Raw genomic sequence first — 20835 nt, 5'->3', positions numbered from 1 at the left:
GCTACGGGCGCAGGAGCACCTTGCCGACGCGGCCGGCGGTGTCCGAGGCGCGCACGGCGTCGCGGACGTCCTCGAACGCGAAGGTCTCGGCGACGGGGAGCGTCAGCGAGCCGTCGAGCACGCGGGTGATGAGGTCGCCGAAGAGCTGGCCCTTCGTCTCGGCCGGCATCGTCTTGCTGACGACGCTGCCCCAGAAGCCCTTCACGGTGAGCTGGCCGAAGATGACCTTGCCGGAGGGGATCTCGAGCGTGGGCGAGGCCATCGCGCCGAAGACGACGAGGGTCGCGTTCTCGCCGAGCACGCTGGCGATGTCGCCAGCGGCCTTGCCGCCGACGGACTCGACACCGGCGACGATCGGGGCGCCTCCGGTGATCGCGGCGACCTGGTCCTTCCAGTCGTCCGCGTCGGTGGCGACGATGCGCTCGATGCCCTGCTCGCGCAGCTCCTCGACACCGGCGGCGCGACGCACCAGGCCGATGACATTGATGCCGCGGGCCGCGCCGAGCTGGGCGACCATGCGCCCGACGGCACCGTTCGCGGCGTTCTGGATGAGCCAGTCGCCCTCGTGCAGGTCGAGCGAGTGCAGCAGGCTGATGGCGCTGAACGGCATCGAGACGAGCTGTGCTGCGGCCTCGTCGGTCATGGCGTCCGGCACCGGGACGAGCCCGGCGGCGTTCGCGGTGTAGTACTCGGCCCAGACGCCGAAGGCCCCGCCGGCGACGCGCTGGCCGACCGTCAGGTTCGTGACGCCCTCGCCCAGGGCCTCGACGACGCCGAGTGCCTCGGTGCCCGAGGCGGCGGGGAGCTCCGGCTTGAAGCCGTAGGTGCCGCGGACGGTCCACAGGTCGTGGTTGTGGATGGGGGAGAGGACCGTGCGGACGAGGACCTCGCCGGCGCCGGGCGTGGGGACCGGGCGCTCCTGGACGCCGAGGACGTCGGCGGGCTCGGCGAACGTCTCGTGGACGACGGCGCGCATGGTGGTGGGGGTGGTGGTGCTCATGGGTCAGTCCTCCGAGACGACGATGGTGACGTCGATGTTGCCGCGGGTCGCGTTCGAGTACGGGCAGACCTGGTGGGCTGCGTCGGCGAGTGCCTGGGCCTGGTCGTGCTCCAGGCCGGGGATGACGACCTCGAGCATGACGGCGAGCTGGTAGCCGCCGTCGCCGTTCGGGCCGATCTGCACGCGGCCGCCGACGGACGAGTCGGTGATCTTCACCTTCTGGCTGCGGGCGACGCCCTGCAGTGCGGAGTGGAAGCAGGCGGCGTACCCGGCGGCGAAGAGCTGCTCGGGGTTCGCGCCGTTGCCGGAGCCGCCCATCTCCTTGGGGATGGCGAGGTCGAACTCGACCGTGCCGTCGCTCGTGGCGACGTGGCCGTTGCGGCCTTCGCCGGTGGCCAGGGCCTCGGCGGTGTAGAGGGCTTCCATGGTGTTCCTTCCTTCGTGGGGTCAGTGGTCCACGGCGGCGCGGTCGGGCGTCGCGGCGGTGTCGTTCGTGGCCGCGGCGTGCATCGTCTCGGTCAGCCGGTGCAGGGTCGCGATGAGCTCCGTGGCGGCCTGCTCGTCGGGGAGCCCCATGCCGGCGGCGATCGTCGCCGGGATGTGCGCGAGGTCGGCACGGATGGTGCGGCCGCGGTCGCCGAGCGTGATCGTCACGACGCGCTCGTCGGCGCTGCGGCGTTCGCGGCGGACGAGCTCGGACTGCTCCATGCGGCGGAGCAGGGGCGACAGGGTGCCGGAGTCGAGCTGCAGGTGGTCACCGAGGCTCGAGACGGTCTGGTCACCCTCGATCCACAGGGTCACGAGCACCAGGTACTGCGGGTAGGTCAGTCCCCAGGGTTCGAGCAGCGAGCGGTACGCCTGCGTGGTCGCGCGGCTCGCTGCGTAGAGGGAGAAGCACACCATCTCGTCGGTCACGGGCATGCCACCAGGATCGCACGCAACTCGGTTGTGCACAACCCAATACGTGCTCCGGCCCGGACGGTTAGGCTGACGTGACCCACGATGACCAGCAGCGACCTCGACTCCACCACGACCCCCGGCTCCGGGACCGCGTCGTCCCACGGCAAGACGATCCTGATCGGTGAGCACGCCGTGGTCTACGGCGCACCCGCTCTCGTCCTGCCGGTGCTCGACGCCCGGGTCGTCGCGACCGTGAGCCCCGTCACCGCCGGCGTCGACGAGGCCACCGGCACGGTCGTCGGGCACACCCTCGAGTCCACCGTGCACACGGGGCCGCTCGACCTCGCACCTGCAGCCGTGATGCCGACCGTCACCGCCGTCACCGCGACCCTGCGGCACTTCGGCGTGACCGACCGGCACTTCCACGTCCGGGTCGAGAGCGAGGTCCCGACCGCCCGGGGCATGGGCTCGAGCGCAGCGGTCGCCGCCGCCGTGACGGCAGCCGTCGCGGACGCCCTCGGCGAGTCCCTCGACGCCGAGACCCACCACGACCTCATCCAGGAGTGCGAGCGGGTCGCCCACGGCCGTCCGTCAGGACTCGACGCCCGCGGTGTCGTCGCCGCGGTGCCGGTCTGGTTCGAGGGTGGCCGCATCGAGCCCGTCGCCCTCGGGGCCCGCTTCACCTTCGTCGTCGCCGACACCGGTGTCCCCGGCCACACCCGGCAGGCGGTCGCGGCCGTGCGGGAACGGCACGACCAGGACCCGGTCGCCGTCGACGCGGTCATCGACCGGATCGGCGCGCTCGCACGGCGGGCACGGGGGACACTCGAGGCTGGCGACGCACAGGGGCTCGGTGCCACGATGGACGCCGCGCACGACCTGCTCAGCGCACTCGACGTGTCGAGTGCCGACCTGGACCGGCTCGTCGACGCCGCACGTGCTGCGGACGCCCTCGGCGCGAAGCTGACCGGCGGCGGGCGGGGCGGGTGCGTGCTCGCACTCGCCGCGGACGACGACCACGCGGACCGCATCGCGGCCGCACTCCGCGGCGCAGGGGCCGCAGCCACCTGGACCACCACGATCGGAGCCCGCGCTTGATGACCGCCACCGCCGTCGCGCACCCCAACATCGCCCTCGTCAAGTACTGGGGCAAGGCGGACGCGCAGCTCGCGCTGCCCGCCACGGGCAGCGTCTCCATGGGCCTCGACGTGTTCCCGACGACGACGACCGTCACGCTGGACGGCGGGTCCGGCACCGGCCAGGAGGCCCGTGACCGGTTCACGCTGAACGGTCACGTCGTCGAGGACGGCGCCCTGGTGCGCGTGCAGCAGTTCCTCGACCTCGTGCGGGAGCTCGTCGGCAGCGACGCCCGCGCGTCCGTCGTGTCCGAGAACACCGTGCCGACCGGTGCTGGACTTGCCTCGAGCGCGTCGGGGTTCGCGGCGCTCGCCACCGCGGCCTCGGCGGCGTACGGCCTCGACCTGTCCCCGCGCGACCTGTCCCGCCTGGCCCGACGCGGCTCGGGGTCGGCCACGCGGTCGATCCCCGGCGGTGTCGCCGTGTGGCACGCCGGCGACGACCAGGGGTCCTTCGCCGAGCCGATCCCGGCACCGCCGATGGCCATGGTGGTCGTGACGATCGACGCCGGACCGAAGCCCATCGGTTCGCGCGAGGCGATGCGCCGCACCATCGCCACGTCGCCGTTCTACCCGGCCTGGGTCACGTCGACCACCGAGACCGTCGGCGACATGCTCGACGCCTGCGCAGCCGGCGACTTCACGCGCATCGGCGAGATCACCGAGAGCAACGCGCTGCGCATGCACGCCACGATCGAGGGCGCCTTCCCGCCCATCCGCTACCTCAACGCGCGCAGCGTCGCCGTGTTCGACGCCGTGGGCGAACTCCGCGCCGCCGGGCTCGAGGCCTACGCCACCGCCGACGCCGGCCCGAACGTGGTCGTGCTCTGCCGGCCCGAGGACCGCTCCGCCGTGGCCACCGCGCTGGCGTCGTTCGGCGACGTCATCGAGTCCGGCACCGGACCTGCCGCTCGGGTGCTCCGCTCCGAAGAGATCGGGGTCGCCGCAGCGAGCGACAGCCCCGACCAGAAGGAGTCCGTGCAGTGATCGAGTTCCGCGCCCACGGCAAGCTGTTCGTCGCCGGCGAGTACGCCGTCGTCGAGCCCGGCCAGCCGTCCGTCCTCATCGCCCTCGACCGCGCCATCACGGCACGCGTGTCCGAGGCGCACGGTGCGGGCAGCGTGCACTCGGAGGAGTACGGCCACCTGCCGCTGACGTGGACGCGCGACGAGGACGGCCTCGCCCTGGACCGCGAGCACCACCCCTACGACTACGTGATGGCGACGATCGACCTCGTCGAGAAGCTCCGCGCCGAGCGGGGGATCGCCCCGCGCTTCCACGACCTGCGGATCGAGAGCCAGCTCGACGACGCCAGCGGCCGGAAGTTCGGGCTCGGGTCCTCGGCGGCGGTGACCGTCGCGACCGTCGGTGCCCTCGACCGTTTCTACGGCATCGGCCTGACGCAGCGGCAGCGCTTCCAGGTCGCCCTGCTCGCCACCATCCGGGTGAACCCGCGGGCCTCCGGCGGGGACCTCGCCGCGAGCACCTTCGGTGGATGGCTGCGCTACAGCGCCCCGGACCGCGACCACCTCGCGTCGTTCGTCGACGAGCGCCGCGTGTCCGACATCCTCACCGACGCCGCCGCGTGGGCGGGCTTCGACGTCCAGCGGCTGCCGGCCCCCGAGAACCTGCAGCTCCTGGTCGGCTGGACCGGCTCGCCGGCCTCGACCACGAAGCTCGTCGGCGTCGTGCGTCGACACCGCAACGGCGGGTACCAGGCGTTCCTCGACGAGAGCCGCAGCTGTGTCGACGACCTGACCACGGGCCTCCAGACCGGCGACGCCGAGCAGACGCTCGACGCGCTCCGACGTGCCCGGGTGCTCATGCAGCGCCTCGGCGACTCGGTCGGGTCGAAGATCGAGACCGAACGCCTCGCGACGCTGTGCGACGTCGTCGAGGCGGCCGGCGGAGCGGCGAAGCCGTCCGGCGCCGGCGGCGGCGACTGCGGCATCGCACTCGTCCCCGCGGACATCGACCCCGCCGGCATCCACCGCGCCTGGGAGGCGCACGACATCAGACACCTCAGCGTCGCGGTGCGAGCACCAGAAGGAGCCCTCGATGAGTGACCTGCTCACGCCGATCCCGACCAAGTGGGTCGGACCGATCCGCATCAGTGGCAACGCGGTCCAGGGCGAGTACGAGGTCCCGCTCGCCACGTACGAGTCGCCGCTCTGGCCGTCCGTCGGCCGCGGCGCCCGCATCTCGCGCATGGTCGACGACGGCATCGTCGCGACCGTCGTCGACGAGCGGATGACCCGCTCGGTCGTCGTCCGCGCGGCCAGTGCCGCCGCGGCGCACGTCGCTGCGGGGCAGATCCTCGCGCGACAGGACGAGCTCGAGGCGCTGGTCGCCGGGCAGAGCCGGTTCGCGAAGCTCATCGAGGTGCACCCCGAGATCGTCGGCGACCTGCTGTTCCTGCGGTTCGCGTTCACGACCGGTGACGCCTCCGGCCACAACATGGTCACGCAGGCGGCGGACAAGCTCCTGCCCGCGATCCTGGCGTGGCAGCCGGGCCTGCGCTACGTGTCCGTGTCGGGCAACTTCTGCACCGACAAGAAGGCCAGCGCGGTGAACGGCATCCGTGGTCGTGGCCGCAACACCATCGCCGAGATCGTGATCCCCGGCGAGATCGTCGAGAAGCGCCTGCGGTCGAGCACCGAGCGCATCGTCGAACTGAACATCGCGAAGAACCTCATCGGCTCGACCATCGCCGGGGCGCTCCGCTCCGCGAACGCGCACTACGCGAACATGCTGCTCGGCTTCTACCTGGCCACCGGGCAGGACGCCGCGAACATCGTCGAGGGCTCGCAGGGCATCACGAGTGCCGAGAACCGCGACGGCGACCTGTACTTCGCCACCTCGCTGCCGCACCTGATCGTCGGCACGGTCGGCAACGGCAAGGGCGGGGACCTGCCCGTCGTCGAGGACGCCCTGGTGCGCCTCGGCTGCCGCGAGGACCGCGAGCCCGGTGCGAACGCCCGTCGTCTCGCCGCCCTGTGCGCCGCCACGGTGCTGTGCGGGGAACTCTCGCTCCTCGCCGCCCAGACGAACCCGGGTGAGCTGATGGCCGCCCACGTCGCCATGGAGCGACGCGGCACGAAGCCGGCCGGAGGCGCAGCATGACGCGCATCGGCATCCACGACATCGCCATCGCGACGGGGCACCACGTGCTCGAGCTCGACGACCTGGCCGAGCGCCTTGGCGTCGACCCGGCGAAGTACCACGTCGGCATCGGCCAGGACGCCTTCAGCGTGCCCGCCCCGGACGAGGACATCGTCACGATGGGGGCCGCCGCGGCCAAGGAGGTCATCGACCGCCACGGCGTCGAGGGCATCCGCACCGTGCTGTTCGCCACCGAGTCCGGCGTCGACCAGTCCAAGGCCGCCGGGGTGTTCGTGCACGGGCTGCTCGGCCTGCCGAAGAACGTCCGCGTCGTCGAGCTGAAGCAGGCCTGCTACGGCGGGATGGCCGCCGTGCAGCTCGCCCTCGGCATCATCGCCCGGGCACCGCACGAGCGCGTGCTCGTCATCGCCGCCGACGTCGCCCGCTACGACGTCGACACCGCCGCCGAGCCCACCCAGGGTGCCGGTGCGGCTGCGATCCTGGTGTCCGCCGACCCCGACCTGATCGAGATCGAGCCGGCCGCCGGCGTGTTCACCGCCGACGTCGACGACTTCTGGCGCCCGAACGACCGCTCCACCGCACTGGTCGACGGCCGCCTGTCCGTCAGCGCCTACGTCGACGCCTTCGTGGGCGCGTGGGACGACCTCGCCGAGCAAGGCGGACCGGCGTACGAGGACATCGTGCGCTTCGTCCACCACCAGCCGTTCACGAAGATGGCGCTCAAGGCCCACCGGAAGCTGACGCAGCACGTGGGCGTGCCGTTCGACGAGTCGGAGCTGTTCGTCGGCTTCACGTACAACAAGCAGACCGGCAACACGTACACGGCGTCGCTCTGGATCGGGCTCGCCGCGCTCCTCGACCTCGACGAGGACCTGGCGGGTGAGCGCATCGCCCTGTTCAGCTACGGCTCGGGCAGCGTCGGCGAGCTCCTCACCGGCATCGTGCAGCCGTCCTACCGTGAGCACCGTCGCGGCGGCCGGGTCCGGCAGCTGCTCTCGGCCCGCGTTCCGCTGACCGTGGACGCGTACCGCGAGCTGCACGCGACCGGCGCCGCGACGAGCGACGACGTCGAGCGTCCGCGCGTCACGGCAGGGCCGTACCGCTTCGCCGGGGTGCGCGGCGGCGCGCGCCACTACGAGGCGTCCTGAGACGCACCGCGTGACGGACGGGAGGCCCGTGGCGGCCCCGCCACGGGCCTCCCGTCCGTCCGCTGGTCACGTGGCGGACAGGACCTCGCGTTCCAGACGCTGGTAGCTGGTCTCCATGCCGTCGGTCATGCCGGTGGCCAGGATCATGTCCCGCTGCGTCCGGTCGGGGTAGGTGATGCGCAGCGTCAGGAGGGTGACGCCGTCGGCCTCGTCGAACTGCAGGTCGTTCGTGTTCGGCGGGAACGGCGCACCGGTCATCCGCTCGGTCGACACCATCCGCCGCTCCGGTTCCACGACGAGGTTCTCGCCCTCGAAGCCGAACGGCTCGCCCTCGGTGTCTCCCGTCGGCGCCCACGCCTGCCGGAACGTGCCACCCGGCGTCAGGTCGTTCTCGTACACCGTCATCTCCCACCCGTCCGGTCCGAGCAACCACTGCCGGACGAGTTCGGGCTCGGTGTGCGCCCGCCACAGCAGGTGGCGTGGTGCTGCGAAGGCCCGCGTGATGCGGACGTGGGTGTCGTCGACGAGCTCGGTGACGGTGCCGTTGCCCAGGGCGTACTCGCGCAGGTCGGCGAGGACGGCGTCGAGCTGCCCGAAGGCCTGCTCGTAGCCCTCGACCATGCCCATGTCCACCATGGTCTCGAGGTCGGCGGTGGACCCGAACGACGACCGGACGGTCACACGCGACCCGGTTCCGACGGTCTCGAACGACAAGACGGTCTCGCTGGCCGGCAACCCGTCGTCGACCTCGCCGTCGGCGTCGGTGAAGAGGTCGCGGAACACGATGCGGTGTGGCTCGTCGACCGCGGTGACCTGCCAGACCGCGTGGAACCGCTCGCCCTGAGGTGAGGTCATCCGGTAGTCGGCGCGGCCGCCGGGCCGCAGGTCGAACGAGGTGAAGGTGGCGGGGAAGCCGGGCGGACCCCAGAAGCGTTCGAGCTGACGGGGATCGGCGAAGGCGCCCCAGAGGCGCTCGACCGGGACGGGGAACTCGGCGACGAGCGTCAGCGCGAGGGCCTCGGGATCGGTGTGGACGGACGTGGTGGGCATCGTCGCTCCTGGTCGTCGGTTCGGTCGTCGGGTTCGGTCCTGGTCCCAGGCTCCGTCCGTGCGACCTCGTGCGCAAGGGGGACGTGCAGGTAGTCTGTCCGCGGAGATCGAAAGGGGCGATGCCAGTGGGCTCGAGCGCGTCGGACACCGTCAGTGCCCTCGTCGCGACCCTTCCTCCGTCGCCGAGGCTCCCGGACGTGGTCGCCGGGGTCGGTCGGTTCGTCGGCAAGCCGACCCGCGTGGTCGACGTCGACGGTCCGAGCTGGGGGTCGCTCACCGCGCTGGTGTCGCAGTTCGAGCACGAGAACCTCGTCCTGGTGCCGGCCGGCGCCCCCGAGCTGTACCGGATGCACTGCGTCCTGCACGAGCTCGGACACCTCGTGCACGGCGACGCCGGAGCCCCGACCACCACCTCGATCGCCGAGTTCGCCTCGGGCGGGCACGTGTGCCGCCGCGCCCTCGACGGCGACACCGGACTGGTGAGCATCTCGGACGACGACGAGCACTTCGCCGAGCGGTTCGCGTACGAGCTGGCGACCGTGCTGCTCGCCGGCAGCGCGAGCGCGGACGAGCGGGCCTACGGCTGATGGCCGTCCTGCACGCCGCCGCCTTCTGGTGCGCGGCGCTGATCTTCCTCGCCCGCACGCCCTACGTGTTGCGGAACCCACGTGGCCGCGCCGCCTGGGGCGCGACCGGCGTCGGTGCGCTCGGGCTGCTGACACTCGGCAGCGTCGTACCGCAGACCGTGCTCGACGGCGCCCTCGGGGGCACGAACCTCATCAACCTGGTGCAGAACGTGTGCGCCACGGCGGCCTTCTGGCTGATGCTCCGGGCGAGCACGTCCGACCTGCCGAAGCGGCCGGGGCTGGCGAGCCCGCTCGCGCTCCTCGTGGTGGTGGTGGCCTTCGCCGTCCCGTTCTTCGCCGTGCGCGACCGGGGCGGCACCGACTTCCACTTCATCGTGCGGGAGATCCACCAGCCGGCGATGTGGCTCTACGGGTCGGTCTACATGGTCGGTGTCGGCGTGATCGCCGCCGCGACGCTCCGGTACGGCGTGCTGCGCAACCCGGTCGCGCTCGTGGTCTTCCGGGTGGGCCTGTCGCTCGTGGTCATCGCGAGCATCGACGAGCTCCTCTCCCTCACCGCCGACCACTTCGGGTGGTTCCCCGCTCCGCTGCGCGACGGACTCCGTCTGGGCTTCGACCCACCGTTCTACCTGGGCATCGTCCTCATCGTCGTCGCAATGGCGTCCCTGACGTTCCGCCGGTGGTGGCGGGACGTGACGTGCCGTCGGCACCACCGACGGCTCCGCCGCATCGCCCGGCGCCACGAACTGCGTGCCGTCGAACGGGACGGCGACGTGCAGGCACGGACCTACGACCTCGTCATCGCGATCCGCGACGCCGAGGTGCAGGGCCGTACCCTCGACGACGCCGAACTCGCCCAGGTGCGATCGGCGGAACTGACCCTGACCCGCAGTCTCGGAGGCTGATGCGATGACGATCGTCTGGTGGGTGCTCGGCGTGCTCGTCGTGCTGGCGGCGGCGTTCCTGCTCGTGGTGCGGAAGGTCGTCGGCAAGATCGTGCTGCCCGGCGGCGACCGCTGGACCCCGGTGCTCGAGACGACCGACGACTCGATCCGGCTCCCGATCACCGACGACACCGTGCGCCCGGGGGAGTACGGCCTGTGGCACGACGGTACCGGGCACACCACGGTCGGACCGGTGCTCGACGTCGACGAGGCCGCCGGCACCGTGCGGCGTGCGGTGGTCCGGACGACGGGCGACGTGTCGACACGGGTGCGGTGGAGCGGGCACGTGCACCCGGACCCCGCCGCGATGGACGTCGACTGGGCGGAGGTCGACCTGGCGACGCCCGTGGGACCCGCGCCGGCCTGGGTCATCCGGCCCGGCGGCCCCGAGGCCGCGCCCGCCGCCACCTGGGCCGTCCACGTGCACGGCATCCGCACCACCCGCGTGACGGCGCTCCGGACCGTGCCGGCGGCACTCGAGGCCGGCTGGACCTCGATCGTCCCGTCGTTCCGCGGCGACGGCGAAGCGCCCTGGCAGGGCCGTGCCTCGCACCTCGGCGCCCGCGAGTGGCCCGACGTCGAGGCCGCACTCGACCACGCCGTCGCGAACGGGGCCGAACGGCTCGTCATCGTGGGGTGGTCGATGGGCGCGACGATCACCCACGAACTGCTGGCACGGTCGGCGCACCGCGACCGGTTCGTCGGGCTGGTCCTCGTGTCGCCGGCGCTCGACTGGGCGACCACGGTGCGCTCCCAGGCCGGTCGTGCCGGGCTCCCCGGGTTCGTCGTCGGTGCCGCGCTCCGGGCGATGGCGCTGCCGCTCGTGTGCCGCCTCGTCGGGCTCCGTTCACCCGTGGACGTCCGCGCGCTCTCCTGGTTGCACGCGCCGCGGAGCCTGCCGCCGACCCTGCTCATCCACTCGTCGGGGGACACCACCGTGCCGTTCGCCGTCAGTCGGGAGTTCGCCGACGCGCACCCCGACACCGTGACGTTGGCGGTGAGTGAGCCCGCCGAGCACGCCTGGGAGCGGAACGTCGACGCCGTCTGGTTCGACACCACCATCACGACCTGGGCGAGATCGCTCGACCACACCGGCACCATGGAGTAGAAGGGGCCATGGGTCAGCTCATCTACGACGGCCAGCCGCTCGACCTCCGCATCGACGACCGTGCCATGACACACCTGCAGATCGTGATCGTGAACATGCTCCGGCGTGATCACCGGTTCGCGTTCTCGTGGAAGGACGACGTCGTCCACGGCAACGGCCGCAGCACGATCTGGCTGAACCCGAACGTCGGCCTGCACTTCAAGTTCTCCGGCAGCCGGGTGCCGTCGATCAACCGCAGTTGGCTCGAGGACCTCTACGCCTCAGCCACGTCCGGGTCGGGGCTCGTCCTGACGCCGGAACCGCCGGACACGAGCACGGCGGCCGACTCGGCGTGGTCGCGAGCGGTCGCACCGGGGGACGCCGACGACGCTTCGGGGACACCGAGCGGTAGCACGGCTGAGTGATTCCCGTCAACGGGTTCCGAAGATCCGCCGATCGTCGTAGCGTTTCTGTACCGCGGATCAGAGTCGTCCCTTCGGGCCGGCATCCAGGGAGCCGGTGACGGCAACGAACCGCGGCAGGAGGGGGACCCGAATGACCGTGACGCAGTGCGCGCCCGGCGCCGACCAACCATCGGCGATCGAGTGGCGAGCACGACGGGAGTCCCGGATCAGGAGACTCGTCGTCCAGGAAGCCGGGTCATCGCACCCGGGTCCTTGCGTCACGCCACTGGGCTCGTCGGTCAGGCCTCACTGACCGGCACCCTTCCACAGGACGCCCCGGCAGTCGGATTCGGGTTCCGCTACCGGGGCGTTCTGCTGCCCGGGCGTTCTGCTGCCCGGATCGGGCGGGCACTGCTGGCTCAGTAGACGTCGCGGACGTACCGCTTCGTGCGGCGCAGGTCGGCCAGGTACGACAGCGCGTCGTCCTCGTCGCGGCCGCGGCCGATGCGGATGACGTCGAGCAGCGCGGCCTCGACGTCCTTCGCCATCCGCGAGGCGTCGCCGCACACGTACACGTGGCCGCCGTCCTCGAGCCAGGCGAACAGCTCGGCGGACTGCTCGCGCATCCGGGTCTGCACGTAGACCTTCTCGGCCTGGTCGCGTGAGAACGCCAGGTCGAGGCGGTTCAGCACGCCCTGCTCCTGCAGCTCGGTGAGCTCGTCCTGGTAGACGAAGTCGGTGTCGCGGTGCTGGTCGCCGAAGAACAGCCAGTTGCGCCCCGTCGCACCGGCCGCGGCCCGCTCGTGCAGGAACCCGCGGAACGGGGCGATGCCGGTGCCCGGTCCGATCATGATCATCGGTGCGGATGCGTCGGCCGGCACGCCGAACGACGCGTTCGGCTGCAGGTAGACGTCGACCGTCCCGTCGGGGTCGACCCGGTCCGCCAGGAACGTCGACGCGACACCGGCGTACATCCGGTGCGGGTCGCCGTACCGGACGGACGCGATGGTCAGGTGGATGCGGTCTGGGTGCGCCAGTGGGCTCGACGAGATCGAGTACTGGCGTGCCTGCAACGGGCGCAGGTTCGGCAGCAGCTCGTCGAGTCCGGGAGCGGCCGGTCCGGCGTCGCGCAGCAGGTCGAGGACGTCACGGCCCCACAGCCAGCGGTCCAGTTCGTGCTTGTCGCCGTGCGAGACGACCGCGGCGAGTTCGCTCGCCGGGGCGCGCTGCACGAGGTCCGCGATGAGTTCCTTCGACGGCGTGCGGACCTCGCGGTCGCTCCGCAGCACCTCGGTGATCGGTCGGCCGTCGAACGCCTCGCCGCCGTTCGCGCCGACCTGCTCGAGCAGCTCCGCGACGAAGACCTCGTCGTTGACCGGCACGACCGCCAGGGCATCGCCGGCGGCGTACTCGATGCCGGAGTCGCCGAGGTCGAACTCGTAGTGCCGGATCTCCTTCGCGCTGCGCGGCGAGGAGAGCAGGCGGTTCTCGGCCAGTCGCGACGGGTACGGGTTGCGCTTGTTCCACTGCGACCCCGGCCGGGAGGCACGACCCGCGCCCGCCCCGCCGGTCGCGGTGGCACCGCCGTCGGCACCACTGCCCGTGGTCGCGCCGGGTGCGCCCGTCGCGCCGGCCTCGGCAGCGAGCCGGTCGAGCACGGCGGCGCTCCAGAGTGCGGCGGCGTCCTCGAAGTCGACGTCGCAGTCCACGCGGTCGTGCACCCGGGTCGCGCCGAGCTGCTCGAAGCGGGTGTCGAGGAGCTTGCCGGCCTGGCAGAACTCGTCGTAGCTGGTGTCCCCGAGGCCGAGGACCGCGTACTGCAGCCCCTCGAGCCGCGGCACGGTGGACGCCTGGACCGCCTCCCAGAACAGACCGGCGTTGTCGGGCATCTCGCCCTCGCCGTACGTCGAGGTGACGACGAGCACGTGGGTCATCCCGGCGAGCTGCTCCGGGGTGACGGCGTCGAGTGCAGCGGCACGGCCACCGAGCCCGCGGGCCTTCGCCCCGGCGACGAGCTCGTCGGCCAGGAACTCCGCGTTGCCGGTCTGCGTGCCGAACAGCACGTCGATCGTCGTCGTGGGGGCGGCGCCGGACGCCTTCCTGCCGGCGGCGGCGATGCCCGCGATGAACCCGGCCAGCCAGGACTCCTGGGCAGCCGAGAACGGTGCGTCGACGGGGATCAGCGATCCGGTCGGGGGGAGCAGGCTCACGCGGACACCGCCTCGGTCGGCGCCTGGGGTGCACGGCGGGCGATGTCCTCGAGCGCCGCGGTGGCGAGCAGCTCGTCGAAGCGGGCCTCGCGGACGCGGCCGTCGTTCTTGGCGTTCTGGTGCATGATCCACCCCGTGGTGCCCGGTGCGTCCATGCTGCGGTTGTTCCGCTGCGTGAGCGCACGCTTGTAGTCGTCGAGCCGCTTGATCGCGATGAGCGTCGCGAGCTGGTCGTCCGCGAACCGGTCGAGCGTGCCGCGCAGGTACTTCACGACGCGCTGCTTCACCGAGAAGTCCTCGGTCAGGACGAGGTTCTTCACCGCTTCGGTGACGCGGGGGTCGTTCGGCCCCGCACCGGGGACGCGCTCGAGGGCGACGTCCTGGGCGACGCCGAGCACCGTGTACGACGACAGCAGCGAGAACATGTCGTCGCCCTGGTCGCCGAGGGCCGGGGCACGGCCGTCGAGGACGGTGCGCTGGTCGCGGTAGTCGACCTTGAACGCACGGAGCTTGTCCGTGGCGATCGAGGACGCGAGCTCGTCGAGCAGCTCGGAGCGGGTGGCCGCCGCGAGGATCTCGCCGGCGTCCTGCGAGAGCAGCAGGGCGCGCGGCATGCCGACGAAGACGTGCTGCCGGGTGGTCTCCCAGTCGGCGAGCAGCCGCTCGGCCAGCGCCGACCCGGTCGCCTCGAGATGCCACTCGAGCAGCAGGCGCGCGCCGGCCTCGTGGAACGCGCCGCGCTCGGTGTCGGTGACGGGGAACACGAGGAGCGAGTCGGTGCTGGCGCGCTGGGCGACCTGACCGGACGGGTCGTACTGGTACAGGAACCCGCCGGACATGCCGTTGCCGAGCCCCTTGCCGAACGCGCCGAGGTTGAACACGGCGCCGCCCGTCATGTACTCGCACCCGAAGTCGCCGACGCCCTCGACCACGGCCGTGGCGCCGGAGTTGCGCACGGCGAAGCGGTCTCCGGCCTCGCCCTCGACGAACGTGCGGCCGCCGGTGGCCCCGAAGAGCGCGAAGTTGCCGATCAGGACGTTCCCGCCCTGGTCGGCACTGCCGCCGCCCGGAGCGCGGACGATGATCCGACCGCCGCTCTGGCTCTTGCCGACGCCGTCGTTCGCGGTGCCGGTGTGCTCGAGCACGATGCCGTCGTTGTTGAACACGCCGTACGACTGACCGGCCGAGCCCTGGGTGCGGATCGTGACCGCACCGTCGACCAGCCGGCGGCGCCCGCGGTCGTCGGTCGCCACGGCGGGCAGCCCCTGGACGTCCTCGGCGCGGAGCTCGTGGTTGAGCAGGCGCTCGACGTCGATGCCGAGCTGGCCGCCGACGGACTTGTCGCTGTTGCCGAGCAGGACCCCGTGCACGAGCACGTGCTCCTGGGCGTGGTCGACCAGCGCAGTGCGGATGCGCTCGAGCAGCGCGTCGTCGGTGTGGAAGTCCTTCTCCAGGTACTCCGGGTCCGTCACGACCTTCTCCGGCACCTGCGCGAGCAGGGCGCGGGCGTCCAGACGCCCGACGCTCGCAGGGTGGTCGAGGAGCTGCAGCAGGTCGGTGCGACCCCGTGCCTCGCGCAGCGAGCGCAGACCGAGGCGAGCGAGGATCTGCCGGACGTCGTGGGCGATGTTGAGCAGGTACTGCGCGAGGGCACGCGGGTCGCCCTCGAACGCCTCGGCGTTCGTGGTGAGGCCGGCCGGGCACTTCACGTTGCAGTTCTTCGCCATGACGCAGCCGAGCATCATGAGCGCGGTCGTGCCGAACTCGAAGCTGTCGCCGCCGAGCAGGGCGCTCGTCACGACGTCGGACCCGGTCTGGTGCGCACCCGAGCACCGGAGCGTGACCTTGGAGCGCAGGCCGTTCGCGACGAGGGCCTGGTGGACCTCGGCGACGCCGATCTCCGCCGAACGTCCCGCGTACTTCAGGCTCGTGACGGCCGCGGCACCGGTGCCACCGGTGTTGCCCGCGACGTTGATGACGTCCGCACCGGCCTTGGCGACGCCGACCGCGATGGTGCCGATGCCCTCGGAGGACACGAGCTTCACGATCACCCGGACACGGGCGGCCTTGCAGTCGTGGATGAGCTGCGCCAGGTCCTCGATCGAGTACGTGTCGTGGTGCGGCGGCGGCGAGATGAGCTCGACGCCGGGGGTGCCACCACGGGCCGCGGCGATGTCCACCGTGACCTTCGGCGCGGGCAGCTGACCGCCCTCGCCGGGCTTCGCGCCCTGACCGATCTTGATCTCGAGTTCCTCGAGCATGGGGTCGGCGAGGTAGCCCGCCCAGATGCCGAAGCGACCCGAGGCGAACTGCTTGATCCGCGAGCCGCGGATGGTGCCGTAGCGGGAGTGGTGCTCGCCGCCCTCACCGCTGTTCGACATGCCGCCGACCATGTTCGTGCCGTGCGCCACCGCCTCGTGCGCGGTGGCGACGAGGGCGCCGTGGCTCATCGCGCCGGACGCCAGGGTCCGGGTGATCTCGTGCGCCGGCTGGACCTCGTCGAGCTCGACGCTGTCGGGCGCGCTCTCGAGCAGGGCGAGCAGCCCGACGGCCGCGCCGGTGGCGCGGAGCGTCACCTGGGTGGCGTCGACGGCGTCGACGTCGACCTGGCCCGGGTAGAGCAGCGCGAGGCCGTCTGCCAGGGCCTGGTGGCGCAGTGCACCCGTGGTCCCCGTGGACGCGAGGGCGAGGCGGAACCGCTCCGTGCCTCCCGGCAGGTCCTGGTCGTCCGTCGGACGCGAGCCGGACAGCCCGCGCACGGTGACGCTGGCGTTGCCGGTCGTCGAGAACCGGCCCAGCTCGCGGGCGAAGTCCTCGGCCGTGTCGATGCCGGTGACGTCCGCGGGCAGCGCGAGCACGTCGCGGAGCGCAGCGGGACGGCGCGACCGCTCGTCGTGCGTGGTCTGCAGGAACGTGACGTAGCCCGGCGTGATCCGGTGCTGGTCGATCTCGGTGTCACTGAGGCGGTCGTAGCCGGTGTTGCGGTACGCCGCGTCGGTGATGCCGAAGGAGTCGTCGAGCTGGCCGAGCGTCAGCAGGCGCAGTGCGTCCGAGTCGCCGGAGCGCTCGAAGGCCGGACGCTCCTCGGTCATGCCGCCGAACCCGCGGACGCTCGCGACGCCGAACGAGTGGCCGGCACCGTCCGAGCGCTCCTTGAACAGGCCGAGCAGGGGGACCTGGCCCTCGGCCGCGACCGAGCGGGCACGCTCGTGCCAGTCCGTCGCCGCCTGGGCGATGCGGGCGAAGCCGACGCCGCCCACGGGTGCCTGCATGTGCGGGAACACCCGCGCCAGGACGTCGTCGCCGGTGTCCAGGTAGTTCGGCTCGAAGAACGCGCCACCGATGTAGCTCTCGGCGGTGCAGAGGCCGACGCGACCCATGGTCTTCGCCAGGGCCTTCTCGGCGGCCTTGCGGAACTGCTTCAGCGCGAGGTCCGTCGCGGTGAGCTCACCGGCGGGGGCCGGCGCGGCGGGGTACTTCTCCTCGGCACGCAGGCGCGCGCTCAAGCTGTACACAGCCGAGGCGCCGAAGCCCAGCGCCGTCGCCACGTGGTGTGACGATGGCAGCTGACCGCTCTCGGCGACGACGGACACCCGCAGGCGCAGCCCGGTCTCGATGAGCCGCTGGTTCACGGCGGCCACGGCCAGGATCACGGGCAGGGGCGCACGGGCCGACGAGACCTCGCGGTCGGTCAGCACGGCGATGCCGCCGGACGTCCCCGCGAACTGCTCCACGGCGTCGCACAGGGCGTCCACGGCGTCGCGCACGGCGTCGGCGTTCGCCTGCTCGTCGCCGAGCACCGGCACGTAGAGCATGTCGAAGCGCTCGAGCGGCACGATGTCCTGGTCGCGCAGGCGCACCATGTCCAGGTGGCCGAGGATCGGCGACTGCACGACGAGCTGTCGGCTCGTCGAACCCGTGCCGTCCGGCTTCGCGCCGAGCGCCACGCGCATGCTCATGCCGTCGGCTTCACGGATCGAGTCGAGCGGCGGGTTCGTCACCTGGGCGAAGCGCTGCGAGAAGTACTTCGCCATGCCGCCCTCGGTGTCGCTCAGGGCGTTGATGGCGTTGCCGTAGCCCATCGCCGAGATCCGCTCCGAGCCGTTCTGCAGCATCGGGTCGAGCATGAACCGGAAGCTCTCCTGGTTCAGCGAGTACGCCACGTACCGGCCGGCGAGCGACAGGTCGCCCTCGTAGCCGAGGGTGGTCGTCGTGCGCTCGTAGTCCGGAGCGGGCAGGTCGTCGAGGTCCACACGCGCAGCGTCGAGCAGCGTGCCGTAGTCGCGGCGGGCCGCGAGCATGCGCAGCACCTCGTCCGTGCGCATCCGGGTCCCGGTGCGGTGGTCGACGACGAGCATGCCGCCGGCCTCGATGCGGCCGCGGTGCACGACCTCGTCGGCGTCGAACGTGACCTGACCGGCCTCGGACGACACCATCAGGTACTCGGTGGTCTCGACGGTGCGCAGCGGACGCAGCCCCAGGCGGTCCAGGCGCGCGCCGACGACGTCGCCGTCGCTGAAGATCACGGCGGCGGGGCCGTCGTTCTTCTCCTCGTACAGCGAGAAGTACTCGAGCATGTCCCGCACGTCGGCGGTCAGCGTGCGGTCGTTCTCCCACGCCGGCGGCATGAGCGAGACCACGGCCTCGACGATCTCGAGTCCGTCGTCGAACACGCGGCTCTGCAGCGTCTGGTCGAGGCGGCTCGAGTCCGACTGCCCGGGCGGGCGGACGATGCTGCGGGTGCGGGCACGCGCCAGTGCCTCGTCCGACAGCCGGTTCTTCCGGTCGGTGTTCAGCTCGCCGTTGTGCGCCATCAGCCGGAACGGCTGCGCCATCGTCGGGTGCGGCTCGGTGTTCGTCGAGAACCGGGTGTGGAAGTACAGCGTCCGCACCGAGTGACGCGGGTCACGCAGGTCCGTGAAGTACCCGATGACCTCGCCTGAGTTCAGACGGCCCTTCAGGATCTGGGTCCGGGCGCTGAGCGACAGCGGGTACAGGGCCGCGTGCTCGGCGCGCTGCTCGGCGGCCTCGCCGTAGGACACCGACTCGATCGTGAGCAGGGCACGGTTCGCCGCGGCGTCGACCTCGGTGCGGTCCCACTGCTCGGGCGCGCGGAAGACCCACTGCACGATCGGCAGCTGGTACTGCTCGGCCTCGGGTCGGGCGACGGAGTGGTCCACCGGGACGTCGCGGACCACGAGCAGCTCGAAGCCCTGCTGCTCGATGGCGTCCGTGACGGTCTGCCGCGCACGGGCGCGCTCGGCGTCCGCCGCCGCACCTGCGCCGCTCGGCACGAAGCAGTTCGCGACACCGAAGTGACCGGCGCGGAGCTCCTGGCCGGTGATGGCGCTGAAGAACTCCACCGACAGGTCGATGCTCACACCGGCGCCGTCACCGACACCCTCGGCGGACTTGCCGCCGCGGTGGGGGATGGCGCACAGTGCTTCGTCACCCTTGCGGATGACGTCGTGGTGGGGCGTGCCGTCGAGTCGGGTGATGAAACCGACGCCGCAGTCGCTCGATTCGCGGGCAGGGTCGTAGAGACCGAAAGATGTGGGGTTCACGTGTGCGGGTCCAGTGGGGCGTTGCCGGCAGCGGACGGCCAGGCTGCATCGATGGAGCGCTCGCCGCGGGCAGACCGGTGTTGGCAGTCGGGCCCTGTGGGGTTGTGGTGCGGTACGGCGATGCTACGGCGCGGTATACCGCCCACGCAACACCGCGCGGTGCGGCGCACCGTGCGCGTCTGTTCGGCTGGTGCGAGGTTGCCCGCTCGGTGCGCTGTTGTTCCGCTGCACGGAGCGTGCAACCTCGCACGGGACGGGCCACACCGCACGGTGCGACGGGCCGCGCGGGCCGAACGACCCCGCACCGAGTGGACAGCCCGGCACGGTGTCAGGCTGCGCGCTCGCCGGTCCGTTCGTCGACGGCGATCGGCTCCGTCACCGCCGTGCTGGCGTCGGCGGCGGGGGTCGTGCCGGGGCGGATGAGCTCCGGGCGACGGCGCCCGCTGCGGAACACCCACGCCTTGAACAGCACGAACCGAACGCAGGTCGCGACCAGGTTGGCGGCCGTCAGCACCAGGATCTCGGCACCGTGCGACGCTCCCGGCACGCTGCTGTGGAGCACGACCAGCGACCCCGAGGTGATCGCCCACGCGATGCCGAACACGACCAGCCCCTGCACGTGGTGCCGACCCGCGCCAGCCCGCCCGCGGAGGCCGAAGGTGAAGCGCCGGTTCAGTGCGGTGTTGCCGATCGCCGTCAGCAACAGGGCAGTGAAGTCCGCCGTCTGCGCCCCGATCGCCGGACGGAACAGTGCGTACAGCACCGCGAACGCGACGGTCGACAGCACCCCGATGGCGCCGAAGCGCAGCACCTGCCCGAGGAACCCGACGTGCGGTGGCGTGAACGGACGGCGGCCGATGGTCTCGTACACGGCACCCACCGGCACCCGCCCGCTGGCGATGCCCCGCGAGACGCGCCACATGCCCTTGAGGTCCTCGGTGGCCGTCGAGGCGATCTGCACGGACGAGTTCACGTCGTCGACCCAGTCCACCGGGACCTCGTGGATGCGCAGTCCCGCGTGCTCGGCGAGGACGAGCATCTCGGTGTCGAAGAACCACGCGTCGTCCTCGCACAGCGGCAGCAGCTGGTCGGCCGCCCGTTTCGTGACCGCCTTGAACCCGCACTGCGCGTCCGAGAACGACACCCCCATCGTCGTGCGGAGCAGCAGGTTGTACGAGCGGGAGATGAACTCGCGCTTGCTGCCCCGAACCACCCGCGACGAGTCCGCCAACCGCGTGCCGATCGCCAGGTCGGAGTGCCCGGAGAGCAGCGGCGCCACGAGCGGCTCGAGTGCCGCGAGGTCCGTCGACAGGTCCTCGTCGACGTACACGAGCACGGTCGCCGGAGATGCACCCCACACGGCCTTGAGCGCCCGCCCACGACCCTTCTCGGGCAGGTGGACCGCGTGCACGCCGGGCAGCATGGCGGCCAGGTCGTCGGCGATCCGCGCGGTGTCGTCCGTCGAGGCGTTGTCGGCGATCGTGATCCGCCAGGTGTGGTGCAACGACGTCCGGCAGAACGTGTGCAGGCGTCGCACGTGGGCCGCGAGCGTGTCCTGCTCGTTGTAGCAGGGGACGACGATGTCGATGTCGAGGGTCTGGTTCGTCTCCGTCATGCCGCTCATGCTCGGCAGCGGGCACATGCGGACCGAGGCAGTGCGCTGTGCTCCCGGTAAGAACGGC

General features: G+C 71.9%; 16 protein-coding genes. 9 read left to right on the top strand and 7 right to left on the bottom strand.

The window, feature by feature from the left end; all coding sequences use genetic code 11:
* Window position 1 precedes the first annotated feature (1 nt).
* The 3 genes from HQQ88_RS16765 to HQQ88_RS16755 are packed head-to-tail and all read right to left on the bottom strand — an operon-like array spanning window position 2 to window position 1921.
* Complete coding sequence (locus HQQ88_RS16765) at window positions 2-976, bottom strand: zinc-binding dehydrogenase (RefSeq protein WP_173170579.1); 975 nt, start codon at window positions 974-976, stop codon at window positions 2-4.
* Between the two features lie 27 nt (window positions 977-1003).
* A complete protein-coding gene (locus HQQ88_RS16760; RefSeq protein WP_123291776.1) occupies window positions 1004-1426 on the bottom strand; it encodes an organic hydroperoxide resistance protein in 423 nt (140 codons plus the stop codon).
* 21 nt (window positions 1427-1447) lie between these two features.
* Window positions 1448-1921 (bottom strand): MarR family winged helix-turn-helix transcriptional regulator, encoded by a 474-nt coding sequence (locus HQQ88_RS16755; RefSeq protein WP_173170396.1) that lies wholly within the window; start codon window positions 1919-1921, stop codon window positions 1448-1450.
* Between the two features lie 81 nt (window positions 1922-2002).
* On the opposite strand from HQQ88_RS16755, the gene mvk reads away from it, so the two are divergent.
* Genes mvk through HQQ88_RS16730 form a run of 5 tightly spaced genes read left to right on the top strand, consistent with a single transcriptional unit; the run spans window position 2003 to window position 7307 of the window.
* A complete protein-coding gene (mvk, locus tag HQQ88_RS16750) occupies window positions 2003-2998 on the top strand; it encodes a mevalonate kinase (RefSeq protein WP_123938432.1) in 996 nt (331 codons plus the stop codon).
* On the top strand, window positions 2998-4023 hold the full coding sequence (gene mvaD, locus HQQ88_RS16745; protein WP_248703840.1) for a diphosphomevalonate decarboxylase: 1026 nt from the start codon (window positions 2998-3000) through the stop codon (window positions 4021-4023). The genes mvk and mvaD overlap by 1 nt, the downstream gene beginning before the upstream one ends.
* Window positions 4020-5102: a phosphomevalonate kinase gene (locus HQQ88_RS16740; protein WP_123291779.1), complete on the top strand. Its 1083-nt coding sequence runs from the start codon at window positions 4020-4022 to the stop codon at window positions 5100-5102. The genes mvaD and HQQ88_RS16740 overlap by 4 nt, the downstream gene beginning before the upstream one ends.
* Window positions 5095-6159, top strand: a complete 1065-nt coding sequence (locus tag HQQ88_RS16735; protein WP_173170392.1) for a hydroxymethylglutaryl-CoA reductase — start codon at window positions 5095-5097, stop codon at window positions 6157-6159. The genes HQQ88_RS16740 and HQQ88_RS16735 overlap by 8 nt, the downstream gene beginning before the upstream one ends.
* Complete coding sequence (locus tag HQQ88_RS16730) at window positions 6156-7307, top strand: hydroxymethylglutaryl-CoA synthase (protein WP_173170390.1); 1152 nt, start codon at window positions 6156-6158, stop codon at window positions 7305-7307. Before HQQ88_RS16735 ends, HQQ88_RS16730 begins: the two co-directional genes overlap by 4 nt.
* A gap of 66 nt (window positions 7308-7373) precedes the next feature.
* Here HQQ88_RS16730 and HQQ88_RS16725 read toward each other — a convergent pair whose 3' ends face one another.
* Window positions 7374-8357 carry an SRPBCC family protein gene (locus HQQ88_RS16725; protein ID WP_123938428.1) on the bottom strand — a complete coding sequence of 328 codons (984 nt, stop codon included), beginning with the start codon at window positions 8355-8357 and terminating at the stop codon, window positions 7374-7376.
* Between the two features lie 197 nt (window positions 8358-8554).
* On the opposite strand from HQQ88_RS16725, the gene HQQ88_RS16720 reads away from it, so the two are divergent.
* The 4 genes from HQQ88_RS16720 to HQQ88_RS16705 are packed head-to-tail and all read left to right on the top strand — an operon-like array spanning window position 8555 to window position 11400.
* Entirely contained in the window at window positions 8555-8944 is a 390-nt protein-coding gene (locus HQQ88_RS16720) for a hypothetical protein (protein WP_173170388.1), read from the top strand.
* Entirely contained in the window at window positions 8944-9849 is a 906-nt protein-coding gene (locus HQQ88_RS16715) for a hypothetical protein (protein ID WP_123938426.1), read from the top strand. The genes HQQ88_RS16720 and HQQ88_RS16715 overlap by 1 nt, the downstream gene beginning before the upstream one ends.
* Window positions 9850-9853: 4 nt before the next feature.
* Entirely contained in the window at window positions 9854-10996 is a 1143-nt protein-coding gene (locus tag HQQ88_RS16710) for a S9 family peptidase (RefSeq protein ID WP_131880401.1), read from the top strand.
* Window positions 10997-11004: 8 nt separating this feature from the next.
* A complete protein-coding gene (locus HQQ88_RS16705) occupies window positions 11005-11400 on the top strand; it encodes an ATP-dependent DNA ligase (RefSeq protein ID WP_123291787.1) in 396 nt (131 codons plus the stop codon).
* Window positions 11401-11798: 398 nt separating this feature from the next.
* On the opposite strand, the gene HQQ88_RS16700 is transcribed toward HQQ88_RS16705, so the two are convergent.
* From HQQ88_RS16700 to HQQ88_RS16690, 3 genes are all read right to left on the bottom strand, one after another.
* Window positions 11799-13589, bottom strand: coding sequence for a sulfite reductase subunit alpha (locus HQQ88_RS16700; protein WP_173170386.1), 1791 nt, complete (start codon window positions 13587-13589; stop codon window positions 11799-11801).
* Window positions 13586-19153 carry a glutamate synthase-related protein gene (locus tag HQQ88_RS16695; protein ID WP_173170384.1) on the bottom strand — a complete coding sequence of 1856 codons (5568 nt, stop codon included), beginning with the start codon at window positions 19151-19153 and terminating at the stop codon, window positions 13586-13588. The genes HQQ88_RS16700 and HQQ88_RS16695 overlap by 4 nt, the downstream gene beginning before the upstream one ends.
* Before the next feature lie 328 nt (window positions 19154-19481).
* Window positions 19482-20768, bottom strand: a complete 1287-nt coding sequence (locus HQQ88_RS16690; protein WP_254067194.1) for a bifunctional glycosyltransferase family 2/GtrA family protein — start codon at window positions 20766-20768, stop codon at window positions 19482-19484.
* Between the last annotated feature and the right edge of the window lie 67 nt (window positions 20769-20835).

This window comes from Curtobacterium sp. VKM Ac-2861 (assembly GCF_013204965.1).
Classification (GTDB): domain Bacteria; phylum Actinomycetota; class Actinomycetes; order Actinomycetales; family Microbacteriaceae; genus Curtobacterium.
The sequence above is the reverse complement of the archived record's forward strand: the minus strand, read 5'-3'. Positions and strand labels throughout refer to the sequence as shown.

Excerpts from the sequence above, each read along its gene's own strand:
- HQQ88_RS16765 (WP_173170579.1), bottom strand. The coding sequence starts at position 976 with ATGCGCGCCGTCGTCCACGAGACGTTCGCCGAGCCCGCCGACGTCCTC.
- HQQ88_RS16760 (WP_123291776.1), bottom strand. The coding sequence starts at position 1,426 with ATGGAAGCCCTCTACACCGCCGAGGCCCTGGCCACCGGCGAAGGCCGC.
- HQQ88_RS16755 (WP_173170396.1), bottom strand. The coding sequence starts at position 1,921 with ATGCCCGTGACCGACGAGATGGTGTGCTTCTCCCTCTACGCAGCGAGC.
- mvk (WP_123938432.1), top strand. The coding sequence starts at position 2,003 with ATGACCAGCAGCGACCTCGACTCCACCACGACCCCCGGCTCCGGGACC.
- mvaD (WP_248703840.1), top strand. The coding sequence starts at position 2,998 with ATGACCGCCACCGCCGTCGCGCACCCCAACATCGCCCTCGTCAAGTAC.
- HQQ88_RS16735 (WP_173170392.1), top strand. The coding sequence starts at position 5,095 with ATGAGTGACCTGCTCACGCCGATCCCGACCAAGTGGGTCGGACCGATC.
- HQQ88_RS16730 (WP_173170390.1), top strand. The coding sequence starts at position 6,156 with ATGACGCGCATCGGCATCCACGACATCGCCATCGCGACGGGGCACCAC.
- HQQ88_RS16725 (WP_123938428.1), bottom strand. The coding sequence starts at position 8,357 with ATGCCCACCACGTCCGTCCACACCGATCCCGAGGCCCTCGCGCTGACG.
- HQQ88_RS16715 (WP_123938426.1), top strand. The coding sequence starts at position 8,944 with ATGGCCGTCCTGCACGCCGCCGCCTTCTGGTGCGCGGCGCTGATCTTC.
- HQQ88_RS16710 (WP_131880401.1), top strand. The coding sequence starts at position 9,854 with ATGACGATCGTCTGGTGGGTGCTCGGCGTGCTCGTCGTGCTGGCGGCG.
- HQQ88_RS16705 (WP_123291787.1), top strand. The coding sequence starts at position 11,005 with ATGGGTCAGCTCATCTACGACGGCCAGCCGCTCGACCTCCGCATCGAC.
- HQQ88_RS16690 (WP_254067194.1), bottom strand. The coding sequence starts at position 20,768 with ATGACGGAGACGAACCAGACCCTCGACATCGACATCGTCGTCCCCTGC.